At 69.2% G+C, this 21,577-nt stretch carries 21 protein-coding genes and 1 pseudogene; 19 read left to right on the top strand and 3 right to left on the bottom strand.

Going from position 1 to position 21,577, the window contains the following annotated elements; genetic code table 11:
* Positions 1-99 precede the first annotated feature (99 nt).
* The gene (locus tag G3580_RS14140; RefSeq protein ID WP_173766540.1) at positions 100-963 is read right to left on the bottom strand and encodes a DMT family transporter; all 864 of its coding nucleotides are present in this window, start codon (positions 961-963) and stop codon (positions 100-102) included.
* 385 nt (positions 964-1,348) lie between these two features.
* On the opposite strand from G3580_RS14140, the gene pstS reads away from it, so the two are divergent.
* The 19 genes from pstS to G3580_RS14045 all read left to right on the top strand — a co-directional run bounded on the left by pstS (position 1,349) and on the right by G3580_RS14045 (position 20,562).
* Positions 1,349-2,425 (top strand): phosphate ABC transporter substrate-binding protein PstS, encoded by a 1,077-nt coding sequence (gene pstS / locus G3580_RS14135; protein WP_173766538.1) that lies wholly within the window; start codon positions 1,349-1,351, stop codon positions 2,423-2,425.
* On the top strand, positions 2,410-3,390 hold the full coding sequence (gene pstC, locus G3580_RS14130; protein WP_228720674.1) for a phosphate ABC transporter permease subunit PstC: 981 nt from the start codon (positions 2,410-2,412) through the stop codon (positions 3,388-3,390). The genes pstS and pstC overlap by 16 nt, the downstream gene beginning before the upstream one ends.
* Entirely contained in the window at positions 3,387-4,238 is an 852-nt protein-coding gene (gene pstA, locus G3580_RS14125) for a phosphate ABC transporter permease PstA (protein ID WP_173766534.1), read from the top strand. The genes pstC and pstA overlap by 4 nt, the downstream gene beginning before the upstream one ends.
* Before the next feature lie 136 nt (positions 4,239-4,374).
* Positions 4,375-5,118, top strand: coding sequence for a phosphate ABC transporter ATP-binding protein PstB (gene pstB, locus G3580_RS14120; protein ID WP_217424676.1), 744 nt, complete (start codon positions 4,375-4,377; stop codon positions 5,116-5,118).
* 177 nt (positions 5,119-5,295) lie between these two features.
* Positions 5,296-7,860 carry a putative bifunctional diguanylate cyclase/phosphodiesterase gene (locus G3580_RS14115; RefSeq protein ID WP_173766532.1) on the top strand — a complete coding sequence of 855 codons (2,565 nt, stop codon included), beginning with the start codon at positions 5,296-5,298 and terminating at the stop codon, positions 7,858-7,860.
* A 119-nt stretch (positions 7,861-7,979) separates the two neighbouring features.
* Positions 7,980-8,258 carry a BufA2 family periplasmic bufferin-type metallophore gene (gene bufA2 / locus G3580_RS14110; RefSeq protein WP_173766530.1) on the top strand — a complete coding sequence of 93 codons (279 nt, stop codon included), beginning with the start codon at positions 7,980-7,982 and terminating at the stop codon, positions 8,256-8,258.
* A 48-nt stretch (positions 8,259-8,306) separates the two neighbouring features.
* Positions 8,307-9,152, top strand: a complete 846-nt coding sequence (gene bufB / locus G3580_RS14105; protein ID WP_173766528.1) for an MNIO family bufferin maturase — start codon at positions 8,307-8,309, stop codon at positions 9,150-9,152.
* Complete coding sequence (locus G3580_RS14100) at positions 9,149-9,904, top strand: HvfC/BufC N-terminal domain-containing protein (protein ID WP_173766526.1); 756 nt, start codon at positions 9,149-9,151, stop codon at positions 9,902-9,904. Before bufB ends, G3580_RS14100 begins: the two co-directional genes overlap by 4 nt.
* Before the next feature lie 119 nt (positions 9,905-10,023).
* On the top strand, positions 10,024-10,470 hold the full coding sequence (gene msrB, locus G3580_RS14095) for a peptide-methionine (R)-S-oxide reductase MsrB (RefSeq protein WP_173766524.1): 447 nt from the start codon (positions 10,024-10,026) through the stop codon (positions 10,468-10,470).
* Positions 10,471-10,971: a peptide-methionine (S)-S-oxide reductase MsrA gene (msrA, locus tag G3580_RS14090; RefSeq protein ID WP_173766522.1), complete on the top strand. Its 501-nt coding sequence runs from the start codon at positions 10,471-10,473 to the stop codon at positions 10,969-10,971.
* A gap of 291 nt (positions 10,972-11,262) precedes the next feature.
* The gene (locus tag G3580_RS14085) at positions 11,263-12,519 is read left to right on the top strand and encodes a sensor domain-containing diguanylate cyclase (RefSeq protein WP_173766519.1); all 1,257 of its coding nucleotides are present in this window, start codon (positions 11,263-11,265) and stop codon (positions 12,517-12,519) included.
* 66 nt (positions 12,520-12,585) lie between these two features.
* Positions 12,586-14,016 carry a DNA-3-methyladenine glycosylase 2 gene (alkA, locus tag G3580_RS14080; protein WP_173766517.1) on the top strand — a complete coding sequence of 477 codons (1,431 nt, stop codon included), beginning with the start codon at positions 12,586-12,588 and terminating at the stop codon, positions 14,014-14,016.
* Positions 14,013-14,483 carry a methylated-DNA--[protein]-cysteine S-methyltransferase gene (locus tag G3580_RS14075; protein WP_173766515.1) on the top strand — a complete coding sequence of 157 codons (471 nt, stop codon included), beginning with the start codon at positions 14,013-14,015 and terminating at the stop codon, positions 14,481-14,483. Before alkA ends, G3580_RS14075 begins: the two co-directional genes overlap by 4 nt.
* Complete coding sequence (locus G3580_RS14070; RefSeq protein ID WP_173766513.1) at positions 14,470-15,378, top strand: DMT family transporter; 909 nt, start codon at positions 14,470-14,472, stop codon at positions 15,376-15,378. The genes G3580_RS14075 and G3580_RS14070 overlap by 14 nt, the downstream gene beginning before the upstream one ends.
* A 37-nt stretch (positions 15,379-15,415) precedes the next feature.
* A complete protein-coding gene (locus tag G3580_RS14065) occupies positions 15,416-16,474 on the top strand; it encodes a DnaJ C-terminal domain-containing protein (RefSeq protein ID WP_173766511.1) in 1,059 nt (352 codons plus the stop codon).
* Between the two features lie 102 nt (positions 16,475-16,576).
* Complete coding sequence (locus G3580_RS14060) at positions 16,577-16,990, top strand: hypothetical protein (protein ID WP_173766509.1); 414 nt, start codon at positions 16,577-16,579, stop codon at positions 16,988-16,990.
* A 71-nt stretch (positions 16,991-17,061) separates the two neighbouring features.
* Positions 17,062-18,552, top strand: a complete 1,491-nt coding sequence (gene glpK, locus G3580_RS14055) for a glycerol kinase GlpK (RefSeq protein ID WP_173766507.1) — start codon at positions 17,062-17,064, stop codon at positions 18,550-18,552.
* A complete protein-coding gene (locus G3580_RS14050) occupies positions 18,542-20,074 on the top strand; it encodes a glycerol-3-phosphate dehydrogenase/oxidase (protein ID WP_173766505.1) in 1,533 nt (510 codons plus the stop codon). Before glpK ends, G3580_RS14050 begins: the two co-directional genes overlap by 11 nt.
* Positions 20,071-20,562, top strand: coding sequence for a hypothetical protein (locus G3580_RS14045; protein WP_173766503.1), 492 nt, complete (start codon positions 20,071-20,073; stop codon positions 20,560-20,562). The genes G3580_RS14050 and G3580_RS14045 overlap by 4 nt, the downstream gene beginning before the upstream one ends.
* Before the next feature lie 16 nt (positions 20,563-20,578).
* On the opposite strand, the gene G3580_RS20470 is transcribed toward G3580_RS14045, so the two are convergent.
* On the bottom strand, positions 20,579-20,983 hold the full coding sequence (locus G3580_RS20470; RefSeq protein ID WP_228720858.1) for a CZB domain-containing protein: 405 nt from the start codon (positions 20,981-20,983) through the stop codon (positions 20,579-20,581).
* A gap of 45 nt (positions 20,984-21,028) precedes the next feature.
* A pseudogene (locus G3580_RS20465) lies at positions 21,029-21,454 on the bottom strand (methyl-accepting chemotaxis protein); the annotation flags it as partial.
* Positions 21,455-21,577: the final 123 nt, after the last annotated feature.

Raw genomic sequence — 21,577 nt, 5'->3', positions numbered from 1 at the left:
AGCGCGGTGCCGTGGCGCGCTCGTCCCATGCAGGCTTGCTGACCAGTGGGAGTGCAGCACGACCGCTTGGTTCCACTATAACCATGCGATGTCGGTGCTTCAATCGGTGCGACGGGGCGATGGCGCCCTTTGGCGGGCACGCGAGACGAGTATGCCGCTGGCGGCGATCAGGAGCATGCCGATGACGCCGCTGCTCGACAGCGCTTCGTCCCAGAGCCAGATGCCGAACAGGCTGGCGAAGACCACGGTGGCGTAGGCCAGGTTGGCCGCCACGATGGTGGGGCCATAGCGATAGGCGCGGGTCATGGCCAGCTGCGCGGCGGCGCCGAACAGCCCCACCCCCGCGAGGATGCCGGCGCCGCGCCCGTCGGGCAGGGTGAAGCCGTCGCCGGCGAGGACGACGGGGAGCATGGTCAGCGCGGTGACGCTTGAGAACCACAACACCGTGCGCGTCTCCGGCTCGCCCATGCGACCCAGCTCGCGCACATGCAAGTAGGCGAGGCTGGCGATCACGCCGGTGCCCAGGCCCGCGAGCGCGCCGATCCACTGATCGCTCGCGAGGGTGGGGCGCAACAAGACGACCACCCCGGCGAAACCGACGAGGAGCGCGCCGACCGCCGTGCGCGGCAGAGGCTCGCGATACCAGAAGGCCAGCAGCAGCGCCACGAACAGGGGCGAGGTGTAGTTGAGGGTGACGGCGGTGGCCAGCGGCAGGCTGCCGATGGCGAAGAAATAGCAGGCCAGCGACAGGGTGCCGGCCAGCGCCCGGGTGATCTGCCGGCGCCAGTGCGGTGTGCGCAGAGGCGTGCCGCGGTGCCACATCAGCAGGCTCATCACGAGCACCCCGATGGCACCCCGGTAGAAGGTGAGCTCCGCGGTGGAAAAGTGCCCGGCGCCCAGTTTCACGCACACGCCCATGGAGGCGAAGAAGAAGCTGGCGAGAATCATCCAGAGCGCGGACATGGGGCCTGATGCGATGCAGCGAAAACCCGTGCATTGAACCACACCGGGCGCGCCGCGTGCGATGGGGATGCCCGCACGCGCATGGCGGGCCTGGTGGATATCCACCGCCATGGTGCTTATCCACCACCATCGATCGGTCCTGTCCGGGCCGGTACACCCGGGGGTGCGCCGGACGCTGGTGTTGGCGGTGGCACCGGGTGATCGGAGCGAAATGCCGTGCCATCAGGGCTGCGCCTGTCAGGCCGGGCGTTGGCGTCATGCCGTCGGGGTGTCACAAAAAATTCACGGAAACGGGCGTCAAACTGGTCCCGCGCTTGCCTTATGGGGCGGTGGCCCGGCCGGCCTTCCGATCAACAACCGACCCGTTCTCAATCTGGAGATGAGCATGACTTTCAACCGCTGTGCCCGGCGTGTCGCCGGCATTGGCCTTGCCACCGTGTTTGCGCTTGGCGCTTTTGACCTTGCCCTGGCCGGGGAGTCCCATCAGATCGATGGTGCCGGCTCGAGCTTCGCCTATCCGCTGTACTCGGCGTGGGCCCAGCCGTACGCCAAGCAGACCGACGTGAAGCTGAACTACCAGTCCGTCGGTTCCGGTGCCGGGCAGCGTCAGCTGGCGGCCGGCACGGTGGACTTCGGTGCGTCCGACGCGCCGTGGACGCCCGACGTGCAGATGAAGGAGCACATCATGCAGTGGCCGACCGCGGTCGGCGGCGTGATCCCGACGATCCACCTGCCGGGCGTCAAGCCGGGTGAGCTGGTGCTCTCCGGGCCGGTGCTGGCCGACATCTTCATGGGCAAGATCGCCTACTGGGACGATGCCGCCATCACCGGGCTGAACAAGGGCCTGAAGCTGCCGCACAAGAAGATCGTCACCGTGCATCGTTCCGACGGTTCGGGCACCACCTGGATCTTCACCAACTACCTGTCCAAGGTCAGCCCGGCCTGGAAGGAGAAGCTCGGCTTCGACAAGGCGGTGGCCTGGCCCGGTGGCGTCGGCGGCAAGGGCAACGAAGGCGTGGCCGCCTACGTCGGGCGCCTGGACTACAGCATCGGCTACAACGAGTACGCCTATGTGCTGCAGAACCACATGAACTACGCACGCATGGTCAACAAGGCCGGCAAGGTGGTCGCGCCGACCGCCGAGAGCTTTGCCGCCGCCGCCGGCAACGCCGACTGGAAGGGGGCCGACCGCTTCGACGTGGTCATTACCGACCAGCCGGGCGAGGCCACCTGGCCGATCTCCGGGGCCACCTTCGTGGCGGTGCACGTTCAGCCCGGCGAGCATGCGGGTCGCATCCGCGACGTGCTCAAGTTCTTCGACTGGGGCTTCAAGCAGGGCGGCGAGGCAGCGAACCGTCTTGACTACGTCCCCATGCCCAAGAGCGTGATCGAGTTCATCGAAACCGAATGGCACAAGCAGATCAAAGATGCCAAGGGTCAGGCGCTGTGGCCCGCGTCCTGACCGGGACGGCTGAGCTCGCAAGCACTCCGGCCTCGGCGCCCGCCGAGGTCGGGGATCGGCTCTTCGGCCTCGGCACCGGCGGCTTCGCGCTGCTGGTGCTGGGGTTGATGCTTGCGATTCTCGCGTTCCTTTTTGCCGGCGCCTTGCCGGCCCTGCGGCAGTTCGGCTGGCACTTCTTCGTGTCCAGCGAATGGAATCCGGTGAGCGGCGAGTTTGGCGCCGCGTCGTCGATTCTGGGGACCCTGGCCACGTCGCTGGTGGCGCTGGTGGTGGCGGTGCCGGTGAGTTTCGGCGTGGCGGTGTTCCTCAATGTGCTGTGTCCCCACTGGCTGAGGCGGCCGGTCGGGGTTGCGGTCGAACTGCTGGCAGGCATTCCTTCGGTCATCTACGGCATCTGGGGCCTGTTCGTGTTCGCGCCCCTGTTCGCCGATCGCATCCAGCCGGCCCTGACCGACTGGTTCGGCGGCCTGCCCCTGGTGGGCGGCCTGTTCGACGGTCCGCCCATCGGCCTGGGCTGGGGTGTGGCCGGTTTCGTCCTCGGGGTGATGGTGATCCCCTTCATCGCCGCGGTGATGCGTGACGTGCTGGCGACGGTGCCGCGGCACCTGATCGAATCGGCCTACGCGCTCGGTGCGACCCATCGCGAGGTGATCTGGAACGTGCTCGTGCCGAGCACCCGGCGCGGTCTGGCCGGCGGCATCATCCTCGGCCTCGGCCGCGCCCTGGGCGAGACCATGGCGGTGACCTTCCTGGTCGGCAATGCGCACAACGTGACCTTCTCCCTGTTCGAGCCGGGCAACACCATCGCCTCGACCATCGCCAACGAATTCTCCGAGGCCAGCGGCGACCTGCACGTGTCCGTGCTCATCGCCCTCGGCTTCACCCTGTTCGCCATCACCATCGTGGTGCTCAGCGTGGCCAATGCCATGCTGCGGCGCTCGGCCCGCAAGGAGGCTGCCGCATGATCCCGAGCGAACGCGGCCTGCTGCTGCGCCGCCGCCTCCTGAGCGGCGTGGACATGCTCATGTCGGTGCTCGCCACCGTATTTGCAGTGCTCTTTCTGGGCTGGTTGCTGTGGGGTGTCGTGACTCGCGGCGTCTCGGCGCTGAACCTGGCCCTGTTCACCGAATCGACCCCCGGCGCCGGCATCGACGGCGGCGGTCTGGCCAATGCCATCGTCGGCTCCTTCCTCATGACCGGGGCGGGCATCGTGCTCGCCGCCCTGATCGGCATCCTCGCCGCCGTGTGGCTGGTGGAGATGGCGCCGGGCGGCGCCCTGGCGCGCGCCATCCGCTTCTTCAACGACGTGCTGCTGGCCGGCCCGTCGATCATCGCCGGGGTGTTCGTTTACGGTGTGCTGGTGCGGCCCATGGGGCACTTCTCCGGCTGGGCCGGCGCCGCCGCGCTGGCGGTGGTGGCGCTGCCGGTGGTGGTGTCCACCGCCTGTGCGGCCCTCGAGCTGGTGCCCGGCAGCCTGCGCGAGGCCAGTGCCGCCCTCGGCGCGCCGCGTTGGCGCACCACCCTCCAGGTGGTGTTGCGTGCCTCGCGTTCCGGCATCCTCACCGGCCTGCTGCTGGCCACCGCCCGCATCTTCGGTGAGGCGGCGCCCTTGCTGTTCACCTCGCTGGGCAACAACTTCTTCACCTGGAACATGAACCAGCCGGTGGCCGGCCTGCCGCAGGTGCTCTACCTGTTCGCCACCGGCCCCTACGACAACTGGCATCAACTCGCCTGGGCGGGCGCGCTGGTCAGCACGGCCGTGGTGCTCGGCCTGCTGGTGATCGCGCGCCTGGTAAGCCGTCACCATGACTGACGCCTGAGCCCCGGCCATGAGACCCGAACCCATGAAGATCGACCCCGACCAGGCGCACGTCAAGGCGCCCCTGTCCCTCGCCGACCCCCACGTGGCCGATGCCGCCCCGGCGGCTGAACCGGAGCCCGCCGTCAAGATGCGCCTGGAGCAGGTGCGCTTTTACTACGGTGCGCACCAGGTCCTGCACGACATCTCGCTCGATCTGCACGAGCACCGCGTGACCGCCTTCATCGGCCCGTCGGGCTGTGGCAAATCCACCCTGCTGCGTACCCTCAATCGCATCTACAGCCTGTATCCGGGCCAGCGCGCGGCGGGCCGCATTCTCCTCGACGGGCGCGACATCCTCGCCGGTGGCGAGAACCTGAACCAGCTGCGCGCCCGGGTGGGCATGGTGTTCCAGCGGCCGACGCCGTTTCCCATGAGCATCTACGACAACATCGCCTTCGGCGTGCGCATGTACCGGCGCCTGTCCAAGGCCGACATGGATGGCGTGGTGGAGCAGGCGCTGCGCCGCGCCGCGCTGTGGGACGAGGTCAAGGACAAGCTCAAACGGGCCGGCGCGAGCCTGTCGGGCGGCCAGCAGCAGCGGCTGTGCATCGCCCGCGCGGTGGCGCTTGAGCCGGAGGTGCTGCTGCTCGACGAACCGGCCTCGGCGCTCGACCCGATCTCGACCGCGAAGATCGAGGAGCTGGTCGACGAGCTCAAATCGCGCTACACCATCGCCATCGTCACCCACAACCTGCAGCAGGCGGTGCGGGTCTCGGACTACACCGCCTTCATGTATCTGGGGCATCTGGTGGAAATGGACGCCACCGACCAGATGTTCACCAACCCGCGTGAGAAGCAGACCGAGGACTACGTGACCGGCCGGTTCGGCTAGGGGGACATGCCTGCGGCGGGGCCGCCCGGAGCATGTCCCGAGGCGGCCCCGTGCACTTTGTCACGCTTGTCGCCGCCACTTTCAGTCAATTCCCTAAGTAGTTGATTTGGCGCAAGGGATCCGTGTTTCAGGATTGTTACGTTCGTCCTTCCTGATATCACGGAGCCAGTGTCGGCAATGCGCCTTCGCGGTTACATCTTTGCGGCGTCCGCTGCCGTCGGACTGGTCTTTCTGGGCGGCAGCTGGCTGGCGGTCAGCCAGGGCTTCGACACGGCCCTGCGCAGTTATGCCGACACCCAGGCGCAGCAGGCCGCGCGGCTGACCTATACGACGCTGTCGGAGCTCATGAGCCGGGGCTGGATTCCGGACGAGGCCGACCGCTTCCTGCAGACCTTGCGCAACGATCCCTCGGGGGCCCAGGTCGAGATCTATCCGGCCCCCGAGGTGGCGTCCAACCGCCACGAGGCGGCGCCGACGCCGGACGCGGCGGTGCTGGCCGTGCTCAGGACCGGGCAGCGCAGCCGTCTGGAGTCCGACGGCCAGCTGCGCAGCATCTTTCCGCTGGTGGCCGAGGCGCGGTGCACGACCTGTCACCGCGGGGCCTGGCCGGGGACCGTGCTCGGCGCGGTGGAGGTGCGCCAACCGCTGGGGCAGATTCTCAACAAGGCGCGCTACGGCTTCTATGTGTCGGCCTTTCCCAGCTTGCTGCTGGGCATCGCGATCGCCATCGGCGCGGTGTGGTGGGTGAGCCGGCGCATCGGCCGCAGCGTGAGCCGGGTCGAGCGCAGCCTCGAGTCGGTGGGGCGGATCGACGATCTCAAGCAGCTCGGCGTGGACACCGGCCCGCGCGAATTCGAGGAGATCCGCCGCATCCATCAGGCCATCGGCACGCTCGCCTCGCGCCTGCGCAGCATCGCCGTGGACAAGGACATCCTGCTGTTCGAGATCAACCTGCTCGAGCGCTTCGTGATCACCTCCGACGTGATCCGCGACTGGCGCGAGCATGTGGCCCAGCTGCTGGTGGACATCAACACGGTGCTCGAAGCCCATGTGCTGTTCTCGGTGTTCCAGACCGAGGACGAGCTGTTCGACATCGAGATCTTCTGGTTCGGCCAGCCCGACGCGCCGACCCGGCGCATGGTCGAAGCGCAGATCCGTGATGCGCTGCAGCATCATCCGCGCTTCGCCGAGCCGGCCACGGTGGAGATCCACCACCATGCGTCGGCGGATCGGCAGGTGCCGGTTGCCATCGGCGCGGAAGAGCTGACCCTGCGGGTCAAGTCCTTCTTCGTCGAGCAGCCCAAGATCGGCGGTATCGTCGGCGTGGGGGTGCATACCGACGATGTCATGGACCAGACCCACCAGCTGGTGCTCGACAGCATCCTGTCCACCCTGCTCAACGTGGTCGGCTCCATCAAGGCGATCCACAAATACACCCGCGATCTGGAGTACTACGCCACCCGCGATCCGCTGACCCACCTGTACAACCAGCGGGTGTTCTGGGAGCTGCTGGGCTACGAGATCGGCCGCAGCGCCCGCCACAACGCCAAGTTTGCATTGCTGCTGCTCGATCTGGACAACTTCAAACTGGTCAATGACCACTACGGCCACACCATGGGGGACCGCTTCCTGCAGCGCTTCGCCGAGGCCGTGCGCGGCGAGTTGCGCAACGGCGACATCATGGCGCGCTACGGTGGCGACGAATTCGTGGTGATTCTCCCCGAGGCGGATGTGGCGCAGGCCTTCAGCGCAGCCGAGCGCATTCTCGCGCGGGCCCGCTCGGTCAGCGTGGAGGCGCCGGACGGCGAACGCGTCTGCGGGACGGTGTCCATCGGCTTGTCGGTGTATCCCGACCACGCCACCGAGAGCAAGGACCTGTTCCTGTTTGCCGACAACATGATGTACCGGGCCAAGGACCAGGGGAAGGAACGCATCGGCGTGCCCTCCAGCGAAGACGTGATGGCCGTGTTCCGCGATATCTCGGAGATGGGCGTGGCGGTGCTCGCGGCCATCGACGAGCGCCGCATCATCCCCTTCTTCCAGCCCATCATGGACGTGAAGAGCGGCCGCATCGCGGCGGTGGAGGTGCTCTCGCGCATGGAACTCAATGGCCAGCTGATGCGGGCCGACCAGTTCATCGAGATCGCCGAGAAGGTCGGCGCCATCCACCGGCTCGACGCCATCGTCATCGAAGCCGCACTGACCCAGCTGCAGGCCAGCGACTACGACGGTTACATCTTCTTCAACCTGTCGCCGCGGGCGCTGGTGCTGTCCGAATTCGTGCACACCCTGCGTGCCCTGGTCAAACGCTCCGGCATCGCCCCGAACCGCATCGTGTTCGAGATCACCGAGCGCGACACGGTCAAGAACCTGAGCCTGCTCGAGCGCTTCATCAACAACCTCAAGGCCGAGGGCTTCGGGCTCGCCATCGACGACTTCGGTTCCGGCTTCTCCTCCTTCCACTACCTGCGTCGCTTCCCCTTCGATTTCCTCAAGATCGAGGGCGATTTCATCTCCAACATGCTCAAGAGCGAGCGCGATCGCATCTTCGTCCAGAACATCACCGCGCTGGCACGCCAGCTGAACATCCAGGTGGTGGCCGAATTCGTCGAGTCGGCGGACATTCTCGACGAGTTGCGCCAGCTGGGCATCGAGTTCGCCCAGGGCTATCACGTCGGCCGCCCGGCGCGCGCACCGGCGCTGGAGCTGGCGCCGGTGCGTGTGGCCGATTCGCCCGCCTGAGCATTGCCCTGGCATTTTTCTGCGCCCCGGGTGTAAGCATCCGGGGGGCTCATCGGTCTTCTCCTGCGAGCGCGTCGGAACCGCCGGCCGCCACCCCCGATTCCAATCAGGAGAGACCCATGAAGACCACCCATTCCACCGTGAAGACCGGCGCTGCCGTTGCCGCCACCGTTGCCGCCCTGTTCGCCGCCGGCACCCTGGCGGTGCCGACCGTGGCCTACGCCGACAGCCCCGTCCAGTGCTTCGGCGTCAACAGCTGCAAGGGCCAGGGTGAGTGCAAGACCGCCAGCAATGATTGCAAGGGCATGAACAGCTGCAAGGGCCAGGGCTGGGTCCACAAGGCCTCCAAGGACGAATGCGAGTCCGCCGGTGGCCACGTGATGATGGACGGCAAGTAAGGCGTCTGCAGCCCGGGTGGCGCCGCGCCATCCGGGCCGCTTCCTATCATGACCCCATCCATTCAAGGTTTCGGACTCGGCCTGCGGGTCGAGCACTACCGGGATTTCGCCGACGGCCCCCGCCAGCCGGTGGACTGGCTCGAGATCCTCTCCGACAACTACCTGGTGCCCGGCGGCAAGCCGCTGCACTTCCTCGATCGCATCCGCGCCGACTACCCGATGGTGATGCATGGCATCGCCCTGTCCATCGGCAGCACCGACCCGCTCGATGCGGCGTACCTGCGCGATCTGCGCGCCCTGGCCGATCGCATCGAGCCGGGCTGGATTTCCGACCATCTGTGCTGGACCGGCGTCGATCACCAGAACCTGCACGATCTGTTGCCCATGCCCTACACCGAGGCCGTGCTGCGCCACCTGGAGCCGCGCATCGCCCAGGTGCAGGAGGCGCTCGGCCGTCCGCTGGTGCTGGAGAACGTCTCCAGCTACGTGACCTATGCCGGGGACGAGATGCCCGAGTGGGACTTCATCGCCGAGCTCGCCCGGCGCACCGGCTGCCAGCTGCTGCTCGATGTGAACAACGTGTTCGTGAGCAGCGTCAATCACCGCTTCGACGCGCACGCCTTCATCGACGCCATGCCCGCCGACCGGGTGGTGCAGATCCATCTGGCCGGCCACGAGGATCATGGCGACCTGCTCATCGACACCCACGACCATCCCATCCGCCGCGAGGTGTATGCGCTCTACGCCTACACCCTGAAGCGGCTCGGCGCGGTGCCCACCATGATCGAGCGTGACGACCATATTCCGCCGCTGCCCGAGCTGCTCGCCGAGCTCGACCAGGTGCGCCAGGTGGCGGCCCGGGCGCTGGCCCCGCGGGGCGAGGCGGTCGCATGAGCCTGGTCACACTCCAGCAGCAGATGCAGGCCGCCGTCACGGCCGGCGGGGTGCCGCCCGGACTGAGCGGAAACGCGCGCGGGCTCGAGGTCTATCGCACCGCCTGGCGCGTCCGCCTCATCGAAGCGCTGCGCACCAACTATCCGGCGCTGCATCGCGTCCTGGGTGATGCGGCCTTCGCCGAGCTGGCAACGCGCTACCTGCGGGCGCATCCGTCGCAGCGGCGCTCCATCCGCTGGTTCGGACACCGGCTGCCCGAGTTCATCGCCGCGCACAGCGACACCTTGCCGCATCCGGCGCTGCGCGATCTTGCGCGCATGGAATGGGCCGTCTGTCTGGCCTTCGATGCGGCCGATTTCGTCCCGCTGGCGTTCGCGCAGCTCGCCGCGACGCCACCCGATGCATGGCCGACGCTGGTGTTCACGCTCCAGCCGGCGGTTGCGTTGCTGGAGCTGCAGTGGTCCGTCGCGCCGGTGTGGCGTGAATTGTCCACCGCCGAGGACCCCGACCGCCAGGTCGCGCCGCCGGAGCGACTGGACAACACCATCCTCGTGTGGCGCAAGGCCCTGTCCCCCAACTGGCGCAGCATCGCACCGCTGGAGGCGGATCTGCTGCGTGCCGTCGCGGCGGGCGAGTGCTTCGGGCAACTGTGCGAGCGGGCGGTGGCGTCGGCGGGCGAGGTGGACGCGGCCGCGACCGTTGGGGCCTACCTGCAGCAGTGGGTGGCCGACGAATTGCTGGTGGGCGCCTGAGGCGGCGCTCGGCTGGTGGGCACCTGAGGCGGGTCTCCCTCCCCGCATTCGCGCCGGTCGGAGCAAAATACGGGCATCGTGGTCAATACCAAGACAATCCCTGGCAAGGAGCCCCCGACATGACAAGCTACCGCAAGACCGACGCGGCCATCGCCGCCCTGGACCCCGAACAGTACCGGGTGACCCAGGAGAGTGGCACCGAGATGCCCGGCAGCGGCGAATACCTCCATAACAACGCCCCCGGCATCTACGTGGACGTGGTCTCCGGCGAACCGCTGTTCGCCTCGTCCGACAAGTACGAGTCCGGCTGCGGCTGGCCCAGTTTCACCAAGCCCATCGAGCCGGCCAACATCAACGAGTTGCGCGACACCACCCACGGCATGATCCGCACCGAGGTGCGCAGCGCCCACGGCGACAGCCATCTGGGACATGTCTTCCCGGACGGGCCGCGCGACCGTGGCGGGCTGCGCTACTGCATCAACTCCGCGTCGCTGCGCTTCATCCATCGCGACGACATGGAAGCGGCCGGCTACGGCGCCTATCTCGATCAGGTGGAGGACGTCTGAATGGCACAGCAACGCGCAGTGCTCGCCGGCGGCTGCTTCTGGGGCATGCAGGAGCTGATCCGGCATCTTCCGGGCGTCGAAGCCACGCGAGTGGGCTACACCGGCGGTGAAGTACCCAACGCCACCTACCGCAACCACGGCAACCATGCCGAAGCCATCGAAATCCTGTTTGATCCGGAACGGATCTCCTATCGGCGGCTGCTGGAGGTGTTCTTCCAGATCCACGATCCGACCACGCCGAACCGGCAGGGCAACGATCGCGGCCCGTCCTATCGTTCCGCCATCTACTATGTCGATGACGATCAGCGCCGTGTCGCCCTCGACACCATCGCCGACGTGGACGCCAGCGGGCGGTGGCCGGGTCCGGTGGTGACCGAACTGGCGCCGGTGGGCCCGTTCTGGGAAGCCGAACCCGAGCACCAGGACTACCTGCAACACTATCCCCACGGCTACACCTGCCACTGGCCGCGGCCCGACTGGGTCCTGCCCGGGCGCTCCTGAGCCTGGCCGGGGGTCGCCGGGCGGCCCCGGCGCGTGGTATGTTTTACGGGTGTTCGATAATGTAAATCCGTATTCTATTCATACGTTTGTATGCTTTTCGTTTGTCCTGGATCAATCTTTGTGCACGCCAAGTGTGCTGCAATGCACAACCTTGTGCGATGGCAAAGTGGTGAGTGAGTGAGGTTTGCGGGGGCCGGCGGGCGTATGCGCAGCGATTGTCATGCCGGGGGCCAGCGGTGCCGTCGTGAGTGCCACGCGGCCGAGGGCAGCCGCAGCCAGGTGAGCTGACCCATGACAAGCACCGGCCAGAGCGCGCCTGCCGACACGCGACTGTCAGCCTATGTGGAGGCCGTGCGCGCCATGCGCGAGGGCCGTTACGCGGTCGACATCCCGCTCGGGGCGCAGGACGACGTCGGGCGCCTGGGGGCCGAACTGCAGCAACTGGCCGAGCACCTCAGTGGCCATGTCACCCAGGTGCTGCGAATGCAGGCGATCTCCGACACCGTCAACGGCGGGCTGACGCTGATCGATGTCCTCGACCGCATCTTCGACGCCTTCCGCACCGTCATCCCCTACAACCGAATGGGCTGTGCGTTGCTGTCCGCCGATGGCCGAACGCTCCGCTCATGCTGGGCGCGCGCCGATTTCGGCGATGTTCGCCTGGGCACCGGTTTCACCGCGAGCATGGCCAACAGCAGCCTCAACCAGGTGATCGCCAGCGGCCAGCCACGCATTCTCAACGATCTGGACGCGCATCTGCGCCAGCATCCCGACTCCCATTCGACGCGCCTGATGCTGGCCGAGGGGATCCGCTCCAGCCTGACCTGTCCCCTCATCAGCCAGGGCAAGCCGGTCGGCTTCCTGTTCTTCTCCAGCACCGAGCCGTTTACCTACCAGGGCGTCCACCAGGGGCTGTATCTGCGCATCGCCGCCCAGCTGTCGGCGATCATCGAGAAAGGGCGTCTCTACCAGGAGCTGGTCGAGGTCAACGCGCGCTTGCTTGCCACCCAGGACGAGCTGCAGGAGCTGGCGACCCGCGACCCGCTGACCGGCGTCTTCAATCGCCGCGGCATCCTCGATCATCTGAAGGCGGAATACGCCCGCGCCCGGCGCGAAGGCGGGCCGATCTCGCTCATCATCGTGGATGTGGACCACTTCAAGAAAATCAATGACCAATACGGCCACAGCACCGGCGACGGGGTCTTGTGGGAGATTGCCCAGCGGCTGGCGGGCGGGGTGCGCCAATACAACCAGCTGGGCCGCTTCGGTGGCGAGGAGTTCCTCATCGTCATGAGCAACGTCGAATGCGGTCAGGGGCCCTGCATCGCCGAGCGCTTGTGCAAGCTGATCAGCGCACAGCCGATCGAGCATGAGGGGCTGCGGCTGGATGTGACCATCAGCGCCGGGCTGGTGCATGCCACCGATCCGGCCACCGTCGCCTGCGAGGAGGCGCTCATCCGCCTGGCCGACGAGGCCCTCTACGAGGCCAAGCGGGCCGGGCGCAACCGTTTTTCCTGCCGCACGGCAGGCGGCGCGGCGCTCTCCTGACACCTTCACCAATCCCATGTCCGATGTGTTCGTGCGCCGCCTCCGGCGCGCGACCATAATCGGTGCATGGAACTGACCCCCGAGCGCTGCTACGACGCCTTCATCGCCCATGACGCCCGCTTCGATGGCCGGGTCTTCGTGGGCGTGCGCTCGACCGGCATCTACTGTCGGCCGGTGTGCAAGGTGCGCACGCCGCGCCGGCACATGTGCGATTTCTTCCCCAGCGCGGCGGCGGCCGAGGCGGCGGGCTTTCGCCCCTGCCTGCGCTGCCGGCCGGAGCTGGCGCCCGGGTTGTCGGCCATGGACGCCTCGGCGACGCTCGCCCACGCGGCGGCCAGCCTGATCGAGGCGCACCTGGCCGAGCCCCTGACCGTGACCATTCTGGCCGCGCGGGTGGGGGTGAGCACGCGCCATCTGCACCGGCTGTTCCTGGAGCGTTTCGGCGTGGCGCCGGCCGGTTACCTGCGCACCCGGCGCCTGCTGCTGGCCAAGCGCCTGCTGACCGATACCCGCCTGCCGGTCACCGAGGTGGCGTTGGCGGTGGGCTTCGGCAGCGCGCGGGCGCTGCAATCGGCCTTCGCCCGCCACTATCGGCTCACCCCATCCGCCTTGCGGGCGCGGCCGGTGCGGGCGCTCGAGGCCGGGACGCTGGACTTCGAACTTGCCTGGCGCCCGCCCTACGACCATGTGCGATTGCTGGCATTTCTCGCCGGGCGGACCATCGACGGGGTCGAACAGGTCGAGGCCGGGGAATACCGGCGCACCGTGCGCGTGGGCGAGGCCACGGGGTATCTGGCGGTGTCGCCGGGGCCGACCGCACTGCGGGTGCGCGTGTCGGCGTCGCTGGCGCGGGTGGTGCCGGCGGTGCTGGCCGGGGTGCGCCGCCTGTTCGATCTGGACGCCGACCCCCTGGCGGTCGGCGAGGCGCTGGGCGCCCTCGGACGCGACCGGCCCGGGCTGCGTCTGCCCGGCGCCTTCGACGGCATGGAGATGACGGTGCGCGCGGTGCTCGGCCAGCAGGTCACGATCAAGGCGGCGCGCACCCTGGCCGGGCGTTTCGCCGCCGTCTTCGGCACCCCCATCGACACCCCCTGGCCGGCGGTGCGCACCGTGTTCCCGTCGGCCGCGGAGATCGCCGAGTTGAGCGTTGACGCCATCGCCTCGCGCGGCGTGATCGCCCGACGCGCGCAGGCCATCATCAGCCTGGCGGGCGAGGTGGCGGCCGGGCGGCTGACGCTCAGCCCGGGGGCGCCGGTGGATGCCACCGTCGCGCGCCTGCAGGCGGTGCCCGGCATCGGGCCGTGGACCGCGCACTATGTGGCCATGCGCGCGCTGGCCTGGCCCGATGCCTTTCCCGAGGGCGACTACGGCGTGCGTGCCGCGCTGGGCATGTGCACCGCCGCCGAGGCACGGCGGCAGGCCGAGGCCTGGCGGCCGTGGCGCGCCTACGCCGTGATGCACCTGTGGACCCGACTGGGCGAGGAGAACCCCTCATGATGACCTGTGATGCGGCCATTCGCGTGGCCACCCCCCTGGGACCGATCACCCTCCTGGCGCACGGCGAGGCGCTGGTCGCGGCGCGCTTCGACGCCGCGCCGGTCGATCTGCCGGACAGCCCCGTGTGCCGCGAGGCGGCGCGGCAGCTGCAGGCCTGGTTCGCGGGTCGCCGGCAGCGCTTCGAGTTGCCGCTGGCGCCGCAGGGCACGCCCTTCCAGCAGGCGGTGTGGGCGCAACTGGCAGCGCTCGGTCCGGGCGAGACGCTCAGCTACGCGCAGCTGGCCGGCGCGCTGGGACGACCACGCGCGGCGCGGGCGGTGGGCGCGGCGGTGGCGCGCAATCCGCTGGCGATCCTCATCCCCTGCCATCGTGTGCTCGGCGCCGGTGGCACGCTGACCGGTTATGCCTGGGGGCTGGAACGCAAGCGCGCCCTGCTGCGCCGGGAAGGCGTCGATGCGGCTGCGTGATCTGTTCGACCTGGTGGTGCTGGCCGCCATCTGGGGGGCGTCCTTCATGTTCACCCGCGTGGCGGCGCCCGAGTTCGGTCCGGTGCCGCTCATCTTCGTGCGCGTGCTGGTGGCGGCGCTCGCCCTGTGGCCGCTGGTGTGGGCGCGCGGGCTGTGGCCGGAGCTCAAGTCGCACTGGCGGCCGATCGCCGCCGTGGGGCTGCTCAACGCGGCGATTCCCTTCGGCCTGTTCGCCTGGGCGCTGCTGTCGATCACCGGCGGCGTGGCGGCCATCGGCAACGCCACCGCGCCGCTGTGGGCCGCGCTGGTCGGCTGGGTGTGGCTCGGGGAGCGGCTCGATCGCTGGCGCACGGCCGGTCTGGTGCTGGGCTTCCTCGGCGTCGGCATCCTCGCCTCGGACAAGGCGGGCGTCCACGGCGAGCACGGGCTGATGGCCATCGGCGCGATCCTGGCCGCCACGCTCATGTACGGCATTTCCGCCAACGTGGTGCGCCGCCACCTCGGCGGCGTCTCGTCCCTGAGCGTGTCCCTGGGCAGCCAGGTCACCGCGGCCGGGGTCCTCGCGCCCCTGGCCTGGGCGGCATGGCCGCAGCAACTGCCCGGTGCCACGGCGTGGGGCTGTGCGGCGGCGCTCGGGGTGGTGTGCACGGCCCTGGCCTTCATTCTCTATTTCCGCCTCATCGGCCATGTGGGGCCGGCGCGCGCGGTGGCCGTGGCCTATCTGATTCCGGCCTTCGGCATGGCCTGGGGCGCGCTGTTCCTGGACGAGCCGCTGACCGTGCGCATGCTCGCCGGCGCCGCGGTGGTGCTGGCCGGCACGGCGCTGACCACCGGGCTCGTGGACGGCGCCCGCGTGCGACGACTGGCGCTCGCATCGGCTCGGCGAAGCGGGTAATCTTCGCTCTCTTTCCGGATTCGCGACCGCCCCGATCGTGCCCTATCGCCCCACCAGCAGCGCCCACGCCTTCGATCTCCTCGGCCTCGTCCCCGGTGCCCAGCCGACGGAGGTCAAGCGCGCCTACCGGCGCCTGGCGATGCAATGGCATCCGGACCGCAATGCCGCGCCCGAGGCGGTCGAACGCTTCCGCCAGGTGCGCGCGGCCTACGACTTCCTGCTCGCCGCCGAGGCGCCGGACGAGGCGGACACGGACACGGACACCGGCCCGGCCCGCGGCGCCGACCAGCATGAGGCGGTGTGGCTCGATATCGACGCCGCCGTCTTCGGCACCGTGCACGAGCTCGAGATCGGCCAGCCGGTGCCCTGTGACGCATGCGAGGGCGAGGGCCGCATCCACCTGGCCCGCTCGCGTCTGTGTGCCGATTGCCATGGCAGCGGCCGCCTCCGCACCGCCACCGGGCTCGATCGCTGCGGGATCTGCGACGGACGCGGCTATGTGTCGGTCGCGGTCTGCGAGGCCTGCGACGGCAACGGGGTGCTGCATGCGGCCCGCCGCGTGCGGGTGAGCGTGCCGCCGCTGAGCTGGCCCGGTCGGGTGCTGCGCCTGGCCGGCCAGGCCACGGCCACCGACGAACAGCCGCCGGGCGATCTGCTGCTGACGATCCGCCTCCAACCCCATGAACTGTTCACCGTGCAGGGTGATGATCTGCACCTGGAGATGCCGGTGTCGGCCTTCGTGCTGCTGGCCGGCGGCCCGCTGCGCGTGCCGGTGCCCGGTGGCGAGGCGGACCTGCCCCTGCCGCCCGGGCGGCCGGAGGCGGGCGACCGGGTGCTGGCCGGCCACGGCCTGCCACGGCGGGACGGCGGGCGTGGGGACGTGCATGTGCGCCTGACGCCGGTGTGGCCCGAGGCGCTGGCCGAGGCCGATGCGGCGCTGCTCGACACCCTGGCGGCGCACTTTGCCACCCATGCCGAGCGCACCATGCCGGCGCTGGCCGGGTGGCAGGCGCGCTGGCTGGCGCCCCCACGTGCCGGCAAGAAGGCAAAGCGGGCGAAGGCGGCCAAGGGCAAAAAAGGCGGGGGGCGGCGCTAACCGGAGTACGGCGCCCGCGTCGCGCTTGCGCGATGTTGCAATGCGCAATACGCTGACACCCGAGTGCGTCGGCGCGGCCGGCGCCATGCCAGGGAGAGGTGCATGGTTCCGTGGTTTTTCCTGTGGGCTCCGCAGGTGTTCCTGCCCTTGAGCGGGAGCGTGGCCCAGCACATCGAACCGGATACCAACTGGTTCATCGATACCATCGGGCCGGAGGCCGGCGACGCGGCGATCGAACGCGAGGCGGTCGGGGTCGCGTCCTACGGCCGCCAACTCGGCCTGATCTCCGAATTGCTGCTCGATCTGGCAGCGCAACAACCCCCGGCGACGGAAGACGGACGCGCGGCACAGGCGCGCCTGGCCGACATCCAGGTGCGCATCGCCCGCCTGAAGCGCTCGCCGTCCGAATCCGCCATCGACGAAATCGCCGATCGGGTGCGCGCCTTCCGTGCCGCCCACGGGGACGCGCTGCCCCGCCTGCGTGCGGCGCTGGAGGCGGCGCTGGCGGCCGACTGAGGCCGGGGCAGGTTTCCTGCCCCATGCAAATCCGCTATCGTCGGGAGCACATCCACGAAATGGAGCGAGACATGGACTACGTGCTGGCCCTGGACCAGGGCACGACGAGTTCCCGCGCCATGCTCTTCGATGCGCACGCGCGGGTGTGTGCCACCGCGCAGCAGGAATTTGCCCAGTCCTTCCCCAAGCCGGGCTGGGTGGAGCATGATCCGGGCGAGATCTGGCGCACCCAGATCGCCTGCGCGCGCCAGGTGCTCAACGAGGCCGGCGTGCCGGTGGCGCGGGTGCGCGCCCTGGGAATCACCAACCAGCGCGAGACCACGGTGATCTGGGATCGGCGCACCGGCGAGGCGCTGGCCCCGGCCATCGTGTGGCAGGACCGGCGCACCGCCGCGCGCTGCGACGCCCTGCGTGCCGAGGGCCACGCCGCGCGCATTCGCGAGGTGACGGGGCTGGAGCTGGACGCCTACTTCTCCGCCACCAAGCTGGCCTGGCTGCTCGACCACATCCCCGATGCGCGGGCGCGCGCGGCGCGCGGCGAGCTGGCGTTCGGCACCATCGACAGCTGGCTGATCTGGCATCTGACCGGCGGCGCCCGCCACGTCACCGACATCAGCAATGCCGCCCGCACCATGTTGTTCGACATCCACCGGGCCTGCTGGGACGAGACATTGCTGGGCCTGTTCGACATTCCCGCCGCCATGCTGCCCGAGGTGGTGGACTCTTCCGGCGTGGTCGGCCACTGCGATGCGGCGCTGTTCGGCGAGCCGATTCCCATCGCCGGCATCGCGGGCGACCAGCAGGCGGCCACCTTCGGCCAGGCGTGCCTGAGCCCGGGCATGGCCAAGAACACCTACGGCACGGGCTGCTTCCTCACCGTCAATACCGGCGCGCAGCCGGTGCCGTCGCAGCACCGGCTGCTCACCACCGTCGCCTGGCGCCGCGACGGCCAGACCCGCTACCTGCTCGAGGGCAGCGTGTTCATGGCCGGAGCGGTGGTGCAGTGGCTGCGCGACGGACTCGGCATCATCCGCGCATCCGACGAGATCGAAAGCCTCGCCGCGCAGGTGACCGACAGCGGCGAGGTGGTCATGGTGCCGGCCTTTGCCGGGCTCGGCGCGCCGCACTGGGACGCCTACGCCCGCGGCACGCTGATGGGCATGACCCGCGGCACCACGGCGGCCCACATCGCCCGTGCGGCGCTCGAGGCGGTGGCGCTGCAGAACCTGGATCTGCTCACCGCCATGGCGGCCGACGGGGCCGAGGTGAAGGAGCTGCGGGTCGATGGCGGCATGACGCGCAACGCGCTGCTCATGCAGTTGCAGGCCGATCTGCTCGGGGTGCCGGTGGTGCGCCCCGAGATGACCGAGACCACGGTGCTCGGCGCGGCCTTCCTCGCCGGGCGGGCGGTGGGCGTGTGGCCGGACGATGCGTCGCTGAGTGCGCACTGGCGCGCCGAGCAGGTGTTCGAGCCGGCCGCGTCGAACGATTGGCGCGAGGCCATGCAGGCGCGTTGGCAGCGGGCGGTGGAGCGCGCCCGCGGGTGGGCCGATGGCGCCTGACGACGCGCCCATCTCGCCGCTGGCGCGTCCGCAGCTGCTGGCGCGCGCCGATGCCGAGCCCGACTGGGACGTGATCGTCATCGGCGGCGGCGCCACCGGCCTGGGCGCCGCACTCGATGCGGCCAGCCGCGGCTATCGCACCTTGCTGCTCGAGGGGCACGATTTCGCCAAGGGCACCAGTTCCCGTTCCACCAAGTTGGTGCACGGCGGCGTGCGGTATCTGGAGCAGGGCCGCATCGGCCTGGTCCGCGAGGCGCTCGTGGAGCGCTTCCGGCTGCTGCGCAATGCGCCGCAGTGGGTGCATCCGCTGCGCTTCGTGGTGCCGGTGTATTCGCGCTGGGACCGGCTCAAGCTGCGCGTGGGCCTGGGCGCCTACAGCCTGCTGGCCGGCCGCTACCGGCTCGGCCCGGTGCGCACGCTGTCACGGGACCAGGCGCTGCAGGCGCTGCCGAACATCCGCCGGGCGGGGCTGCTCGGCGCGATCACTTATGTGGACGCCCAGTTCGACGACGCCGCGCTGGCGGTGGCGCTGGCGCAGTCGGTGTTCGATCAGGGCGGGACCGCGCTCAACTACATGCCGGTCATCGGCCTGCAGGTCGAGGCGGGGCGCGTCGTCGGCGTGCGCGCCCGGGATGCGGTGACCGGTCGTGAGCGGTCGTTTTCCGCGCGCGTGGTGATCAACGCCGCCGGCGTCTGGGTGGATGCGATCCGGCGCATGGCGTGCGCCGACCTCGCGCCCATGATCGCCCCCAGCCAGGGCGTGCATCTGGTGGTCGATGCGCACTGGCTGCCCGGCCAGGAGGCCCTGCTGGTACCCGAGACCGAAGACGGGCGGGTGCTGTTCATGATCCCGTGGCGGGGCAAGGTGTTGCTCGGCACCACCGACACCGCACTGGACGATCTGCCCATGGAGCCGCAGGCGCGCGAGGCCGAGATCGACTTCATCCTGCGCACCGCGGCGAGCTGCCTCGCCCGCGCGCCCCGCCGCGAGGATGTGCTCAGCGTGTTCGCCGGCCTGCGGCCGCTCATTGCCGCCGATCCGTCGGCGCCGCGCAGCGAGCTGTCGCGCGAGCATGTGATCCGAGTGGAGCAGGAGACCCTGGTGACCATTGCCGGTGGCAAATGGACCACCTACCGACAGATGGCCGAAGAGGTGGTGGATCGGGCCGCGCGGGCGGCTGGGCTTCAGGCGGTGACCTGCCGCACGGCACAGCTGCCGGTGTCCGTGGCTGGGCCGGCGCGCGAGGCGGGTGCCGAAGTGCCGCTGCATCCGCGCCTGGATCTGACCGCGGCTCAGGTGCGCCACGCGGTGCGCGCGCAGTTCGCCCTCCATGTGGAAGATGTGCTGGCGCGGCGTCACCGGGCGCTGTTCCTGGATGCGGCGGCGGCCATCGAGGTGGCGCCCGAGGTGGCGCGGCTCATGGCCGAGGAACTCGACCGGGACGCTGAATGGCAGGGCGCGGAAGTGGCGGCCTTCACGGCCCTGGCCGCGGCCTATCGTTGTGGGGCGGTGCGCCGGTGAGCGTGCTGTTCCGGTATGTGCGCAGTCGCCGGCGCACCGCCGCGAACCTGGTGGCGGGCATGGGCGTGTTGCCGTTGTGGCTGTGGTTGCTGGCGACCTTGGGCGCGGGGAGGCAGGGTCTCGACGCGTTCATGGCGGTGGCCGTACCGGCGGTGTGGGGCGTCGAGATCCTGCTGGGGCTCGCGGTCGTGTGGCTGCTGACCCATCCGGACCGCTTCGAGATGACGGTCACGCCCGAACGGTTCGCCGTGCATCATCCGCTGTTCTCGGAGTGGACCTTCTCGATCGATCCGGCGCAGATCGTGCGCATCGAGCATCGCCTGGATCTGAATCAGTTCACCCGCATACGCATCCATACCCGTGACGGCCGGACTTTGTCACTGTGCAAGAACTACCCCTATTCACGCCAGCGTCTTTACGATGCGCTGCGCAGTGCCAATCCGCGGATCACGTTCCCTTCCCGCATCGGCCATTTCAGCCGGACCTGACGGCAAGCCGGCCGGGTCAGGAAGATGGAATGCAGAGCAGGTCGTCGCGGCTGGCGCCGTCGAGGGCCATCCGTTCGAGCATCTCGATGACCTCGAGACTGGCCTTTTCCATTTGTGCCACGTGGTCGAGCACCGCGTCCGGCTTGCGCGCGCGGTGGGCGTCGATGGCCGCCTTGGCGCTGGTGTGCACCCGCGTGTGAGGCGATTCGAGCTGGGTGAAGCCGGCCAGGGACGAGAAGCAGGCCTTGCCTTCGCCCTCGTAGTACCACTTGCCGAGCCGGCAGTCGTGATGGCCGGTGACCTCTTCTCCGGCGCGCAGATCGAACAGCTGCTCGTAGATGCGGAACTTGAACAGCAGGTGATCGATCTTGGCCAGTTCGCAGAAGCCGCGCAGGGCGGCTGAGGACACGGTACGCCCCATGTCGGCGGACATGTTCATCAGCGCGTCCATGGTCTGGGCGGCACGCTGACCGTCGCTGCTGAACTGGGACGACTGGTTGGCGAGCTGCTGCATGTGTTCGCTGCTGGTGCTGCTGTCCTCGCGGATCTGCTCGACCAGATGGGTGATCTCGGTGGTGGCGGTGGCGGTGCGCTCGGCGAGCTTGCGCACTTCGTCGGCGACGACGGCAAACCCGCGCCCCTGCTCACCGGCACGCGCCGCTTCGATCGCGGCGTTGAGGGCCAGCAGGTTGGTCTGGTCGGCGATTTCCCGGATCAGCTCGACGAAGCGGCTGACCTCGGTGGCGCGACTGTCCATCTGGCTGGCCTTTTCGGCGGCATTGGCGGAGGCACTCGCCAGCGAGACCAGGCTGCCGGCGATGGTGCTGACGGCGTCGCGCCCGCCGCGCGACACGTTGCGCGCCTCGTTGGCGCTGTCGCGCTCGTTGCGCATGGTGTCTGCCATGGTGTGGATGCCGGTCTGGACCTCGACGATCGAGGTGCCGAAGCTTTGCAGTTGCTTGATGAGGCGCTGCATCTGGAGGGCCTGGGCGCTTTGCTGGCGTCCTTCGGATTC

It is taken from the genome of Nitrogeniibacter mangrovi (genome assembly GCF_010983895.1).
Classification (GTDB): Bacteria; Pseudomonadota; Gammaproteobacteria; order Burkholderiales; family Rhodocyclaceae; genus Nitrogeniibacter; species Nitrogeniibacter mangrovi.
The sequence above is the reverse complement of the archived record's forward strand: the minus strand, read 5'-3'. Positions and strand labels throughout refer to the sequence as shown.

Excerpts from the sequence above, each read along its gene's own strand:
- pstB (WP_217424676.1), top strand. The coding sequence starts at position 4,375 with ATGCGCCTGGAGCAGGTGCGCTTTTACTACGGTGCGCACCAGGTCCTG.
- G3580_RS14070 (WP_173766513.1), top strand. The coding sequence starts at position 14,470 with ATGCGGCTGCGTGATCTGTTCGACCTGGTGGTGCTGGCCGCCATCTGG.
- G3580_RS14140 (WP_173766540.1), bottom strand. The coding sequence starts at position 963 with ATGTCCGCGCTCTGGATGATTCTCGCCAGCTTCTTCTTCGCCTCCATG.
- G3580_RS14115 (WP_173766532.1), top strand. The coding sequence starts at position 5,296 with ATGCGCCTTCGCGGTTACATCTTTGCGGCGTCCGCTGCCGTCGGACTG.
- alkA (WP_173766517.1), top strand. The coding sequence starts at position 12,586 with ATGGAACTGACCCCCGAGCGCTGCTACGACGCCTTCATCGCCCATGAC.
- G3580_RS14060 (WP_173766509.1), top strand. The coding sequence starts at position 16,577 with ATGGTTCCGTGGTTTTTCCTGTGGGCTCCGCAGGTGTTCCTGCCCTTG.
- G3580_RS20470 (WP_228720858.1), bottom strand. The coding sequence starts at position 20,983 with ATGGGGCGTACCGTGTCCTCAGCCGCCCTGCGCGGCTTCTGCGAACTG.
- bufA2 (WP_173766530.1), top strand. The coding sequence starts at position 7,980 with ATGAAGACCACCCATTCCACCGTGAAGACCGGCGCTGCCGTTGCCGCC.
- bufB (WP_173766528.1), top strand. The coding sequence starts at position 8,307 with ATGACCCCATCCATTCAAGGTTTCGGACTCGGCCTGCGGGTCGAGCAC.
- G3580_RS14085 (WP_173766519.1), top strand. The coding sequence starts at position 11,263 with ATGACAAGCACCGGCCAGAGCGCGCCTGCCGACACGCGACTGTCAGCC.
- pstS (WP_173766538.1), top strand. The coding sequence starts at position 1,349 with ATGACTTTCAACCGCTGTGCCCGGCGTGTCGCCGGCATTGGCCTTGCC.
- pstA (WP_173766534.1), top strand. The coding sequence starts at position 3,387 with ATGATCCCGAGCGAACGCGGCCTGCTGCTGCGCCGCCGCCTCCTGAGC.
- G3580_RS14050 (WP_173766505.1), top strand. The coding sequence starts at position 18,542 with ATGGCGCCTGACGACGCGCCCATCTCGCCGCTGGCGCGTCCGCAGCTG.
- glpK (WP_173766507.1), top strand. The coding sequence starts at position 17,062 with ATGGACTACGTGCTGGCCCTGGACCAGGGCACGACGAGTTCCCGCGCC.
- msrB (WP_173766524.1), top strand. The coding sequence starts at position 10,024 with ATGACAAGCTACCGCAAGACCGACGCGGCCATCGCCGCCCTGGACCCC.
- G3580_RS14075 (WP_173766515.1), top strand. The coding sequence starts at position 14,013 with ATGATGACCTGTGATGCGGCCATTCGCGTGGCCACCCCCCTGGGACCG.
- msrA (WP_173766522.1), top strand. The coding sequence starts at position 10,471 with ATGGCACAGCAACGCGCAGTGCTCGCCGGCGGCTGCTTCTGGGGCATG.
- G3580_RS14100 (WP_173766526.1), top strand. The coding sequence starts at position 9,149 with ATGAGCCTGGTCACACTCCAGCAGCAGATGCAGGCCGCCGTCACGGCC.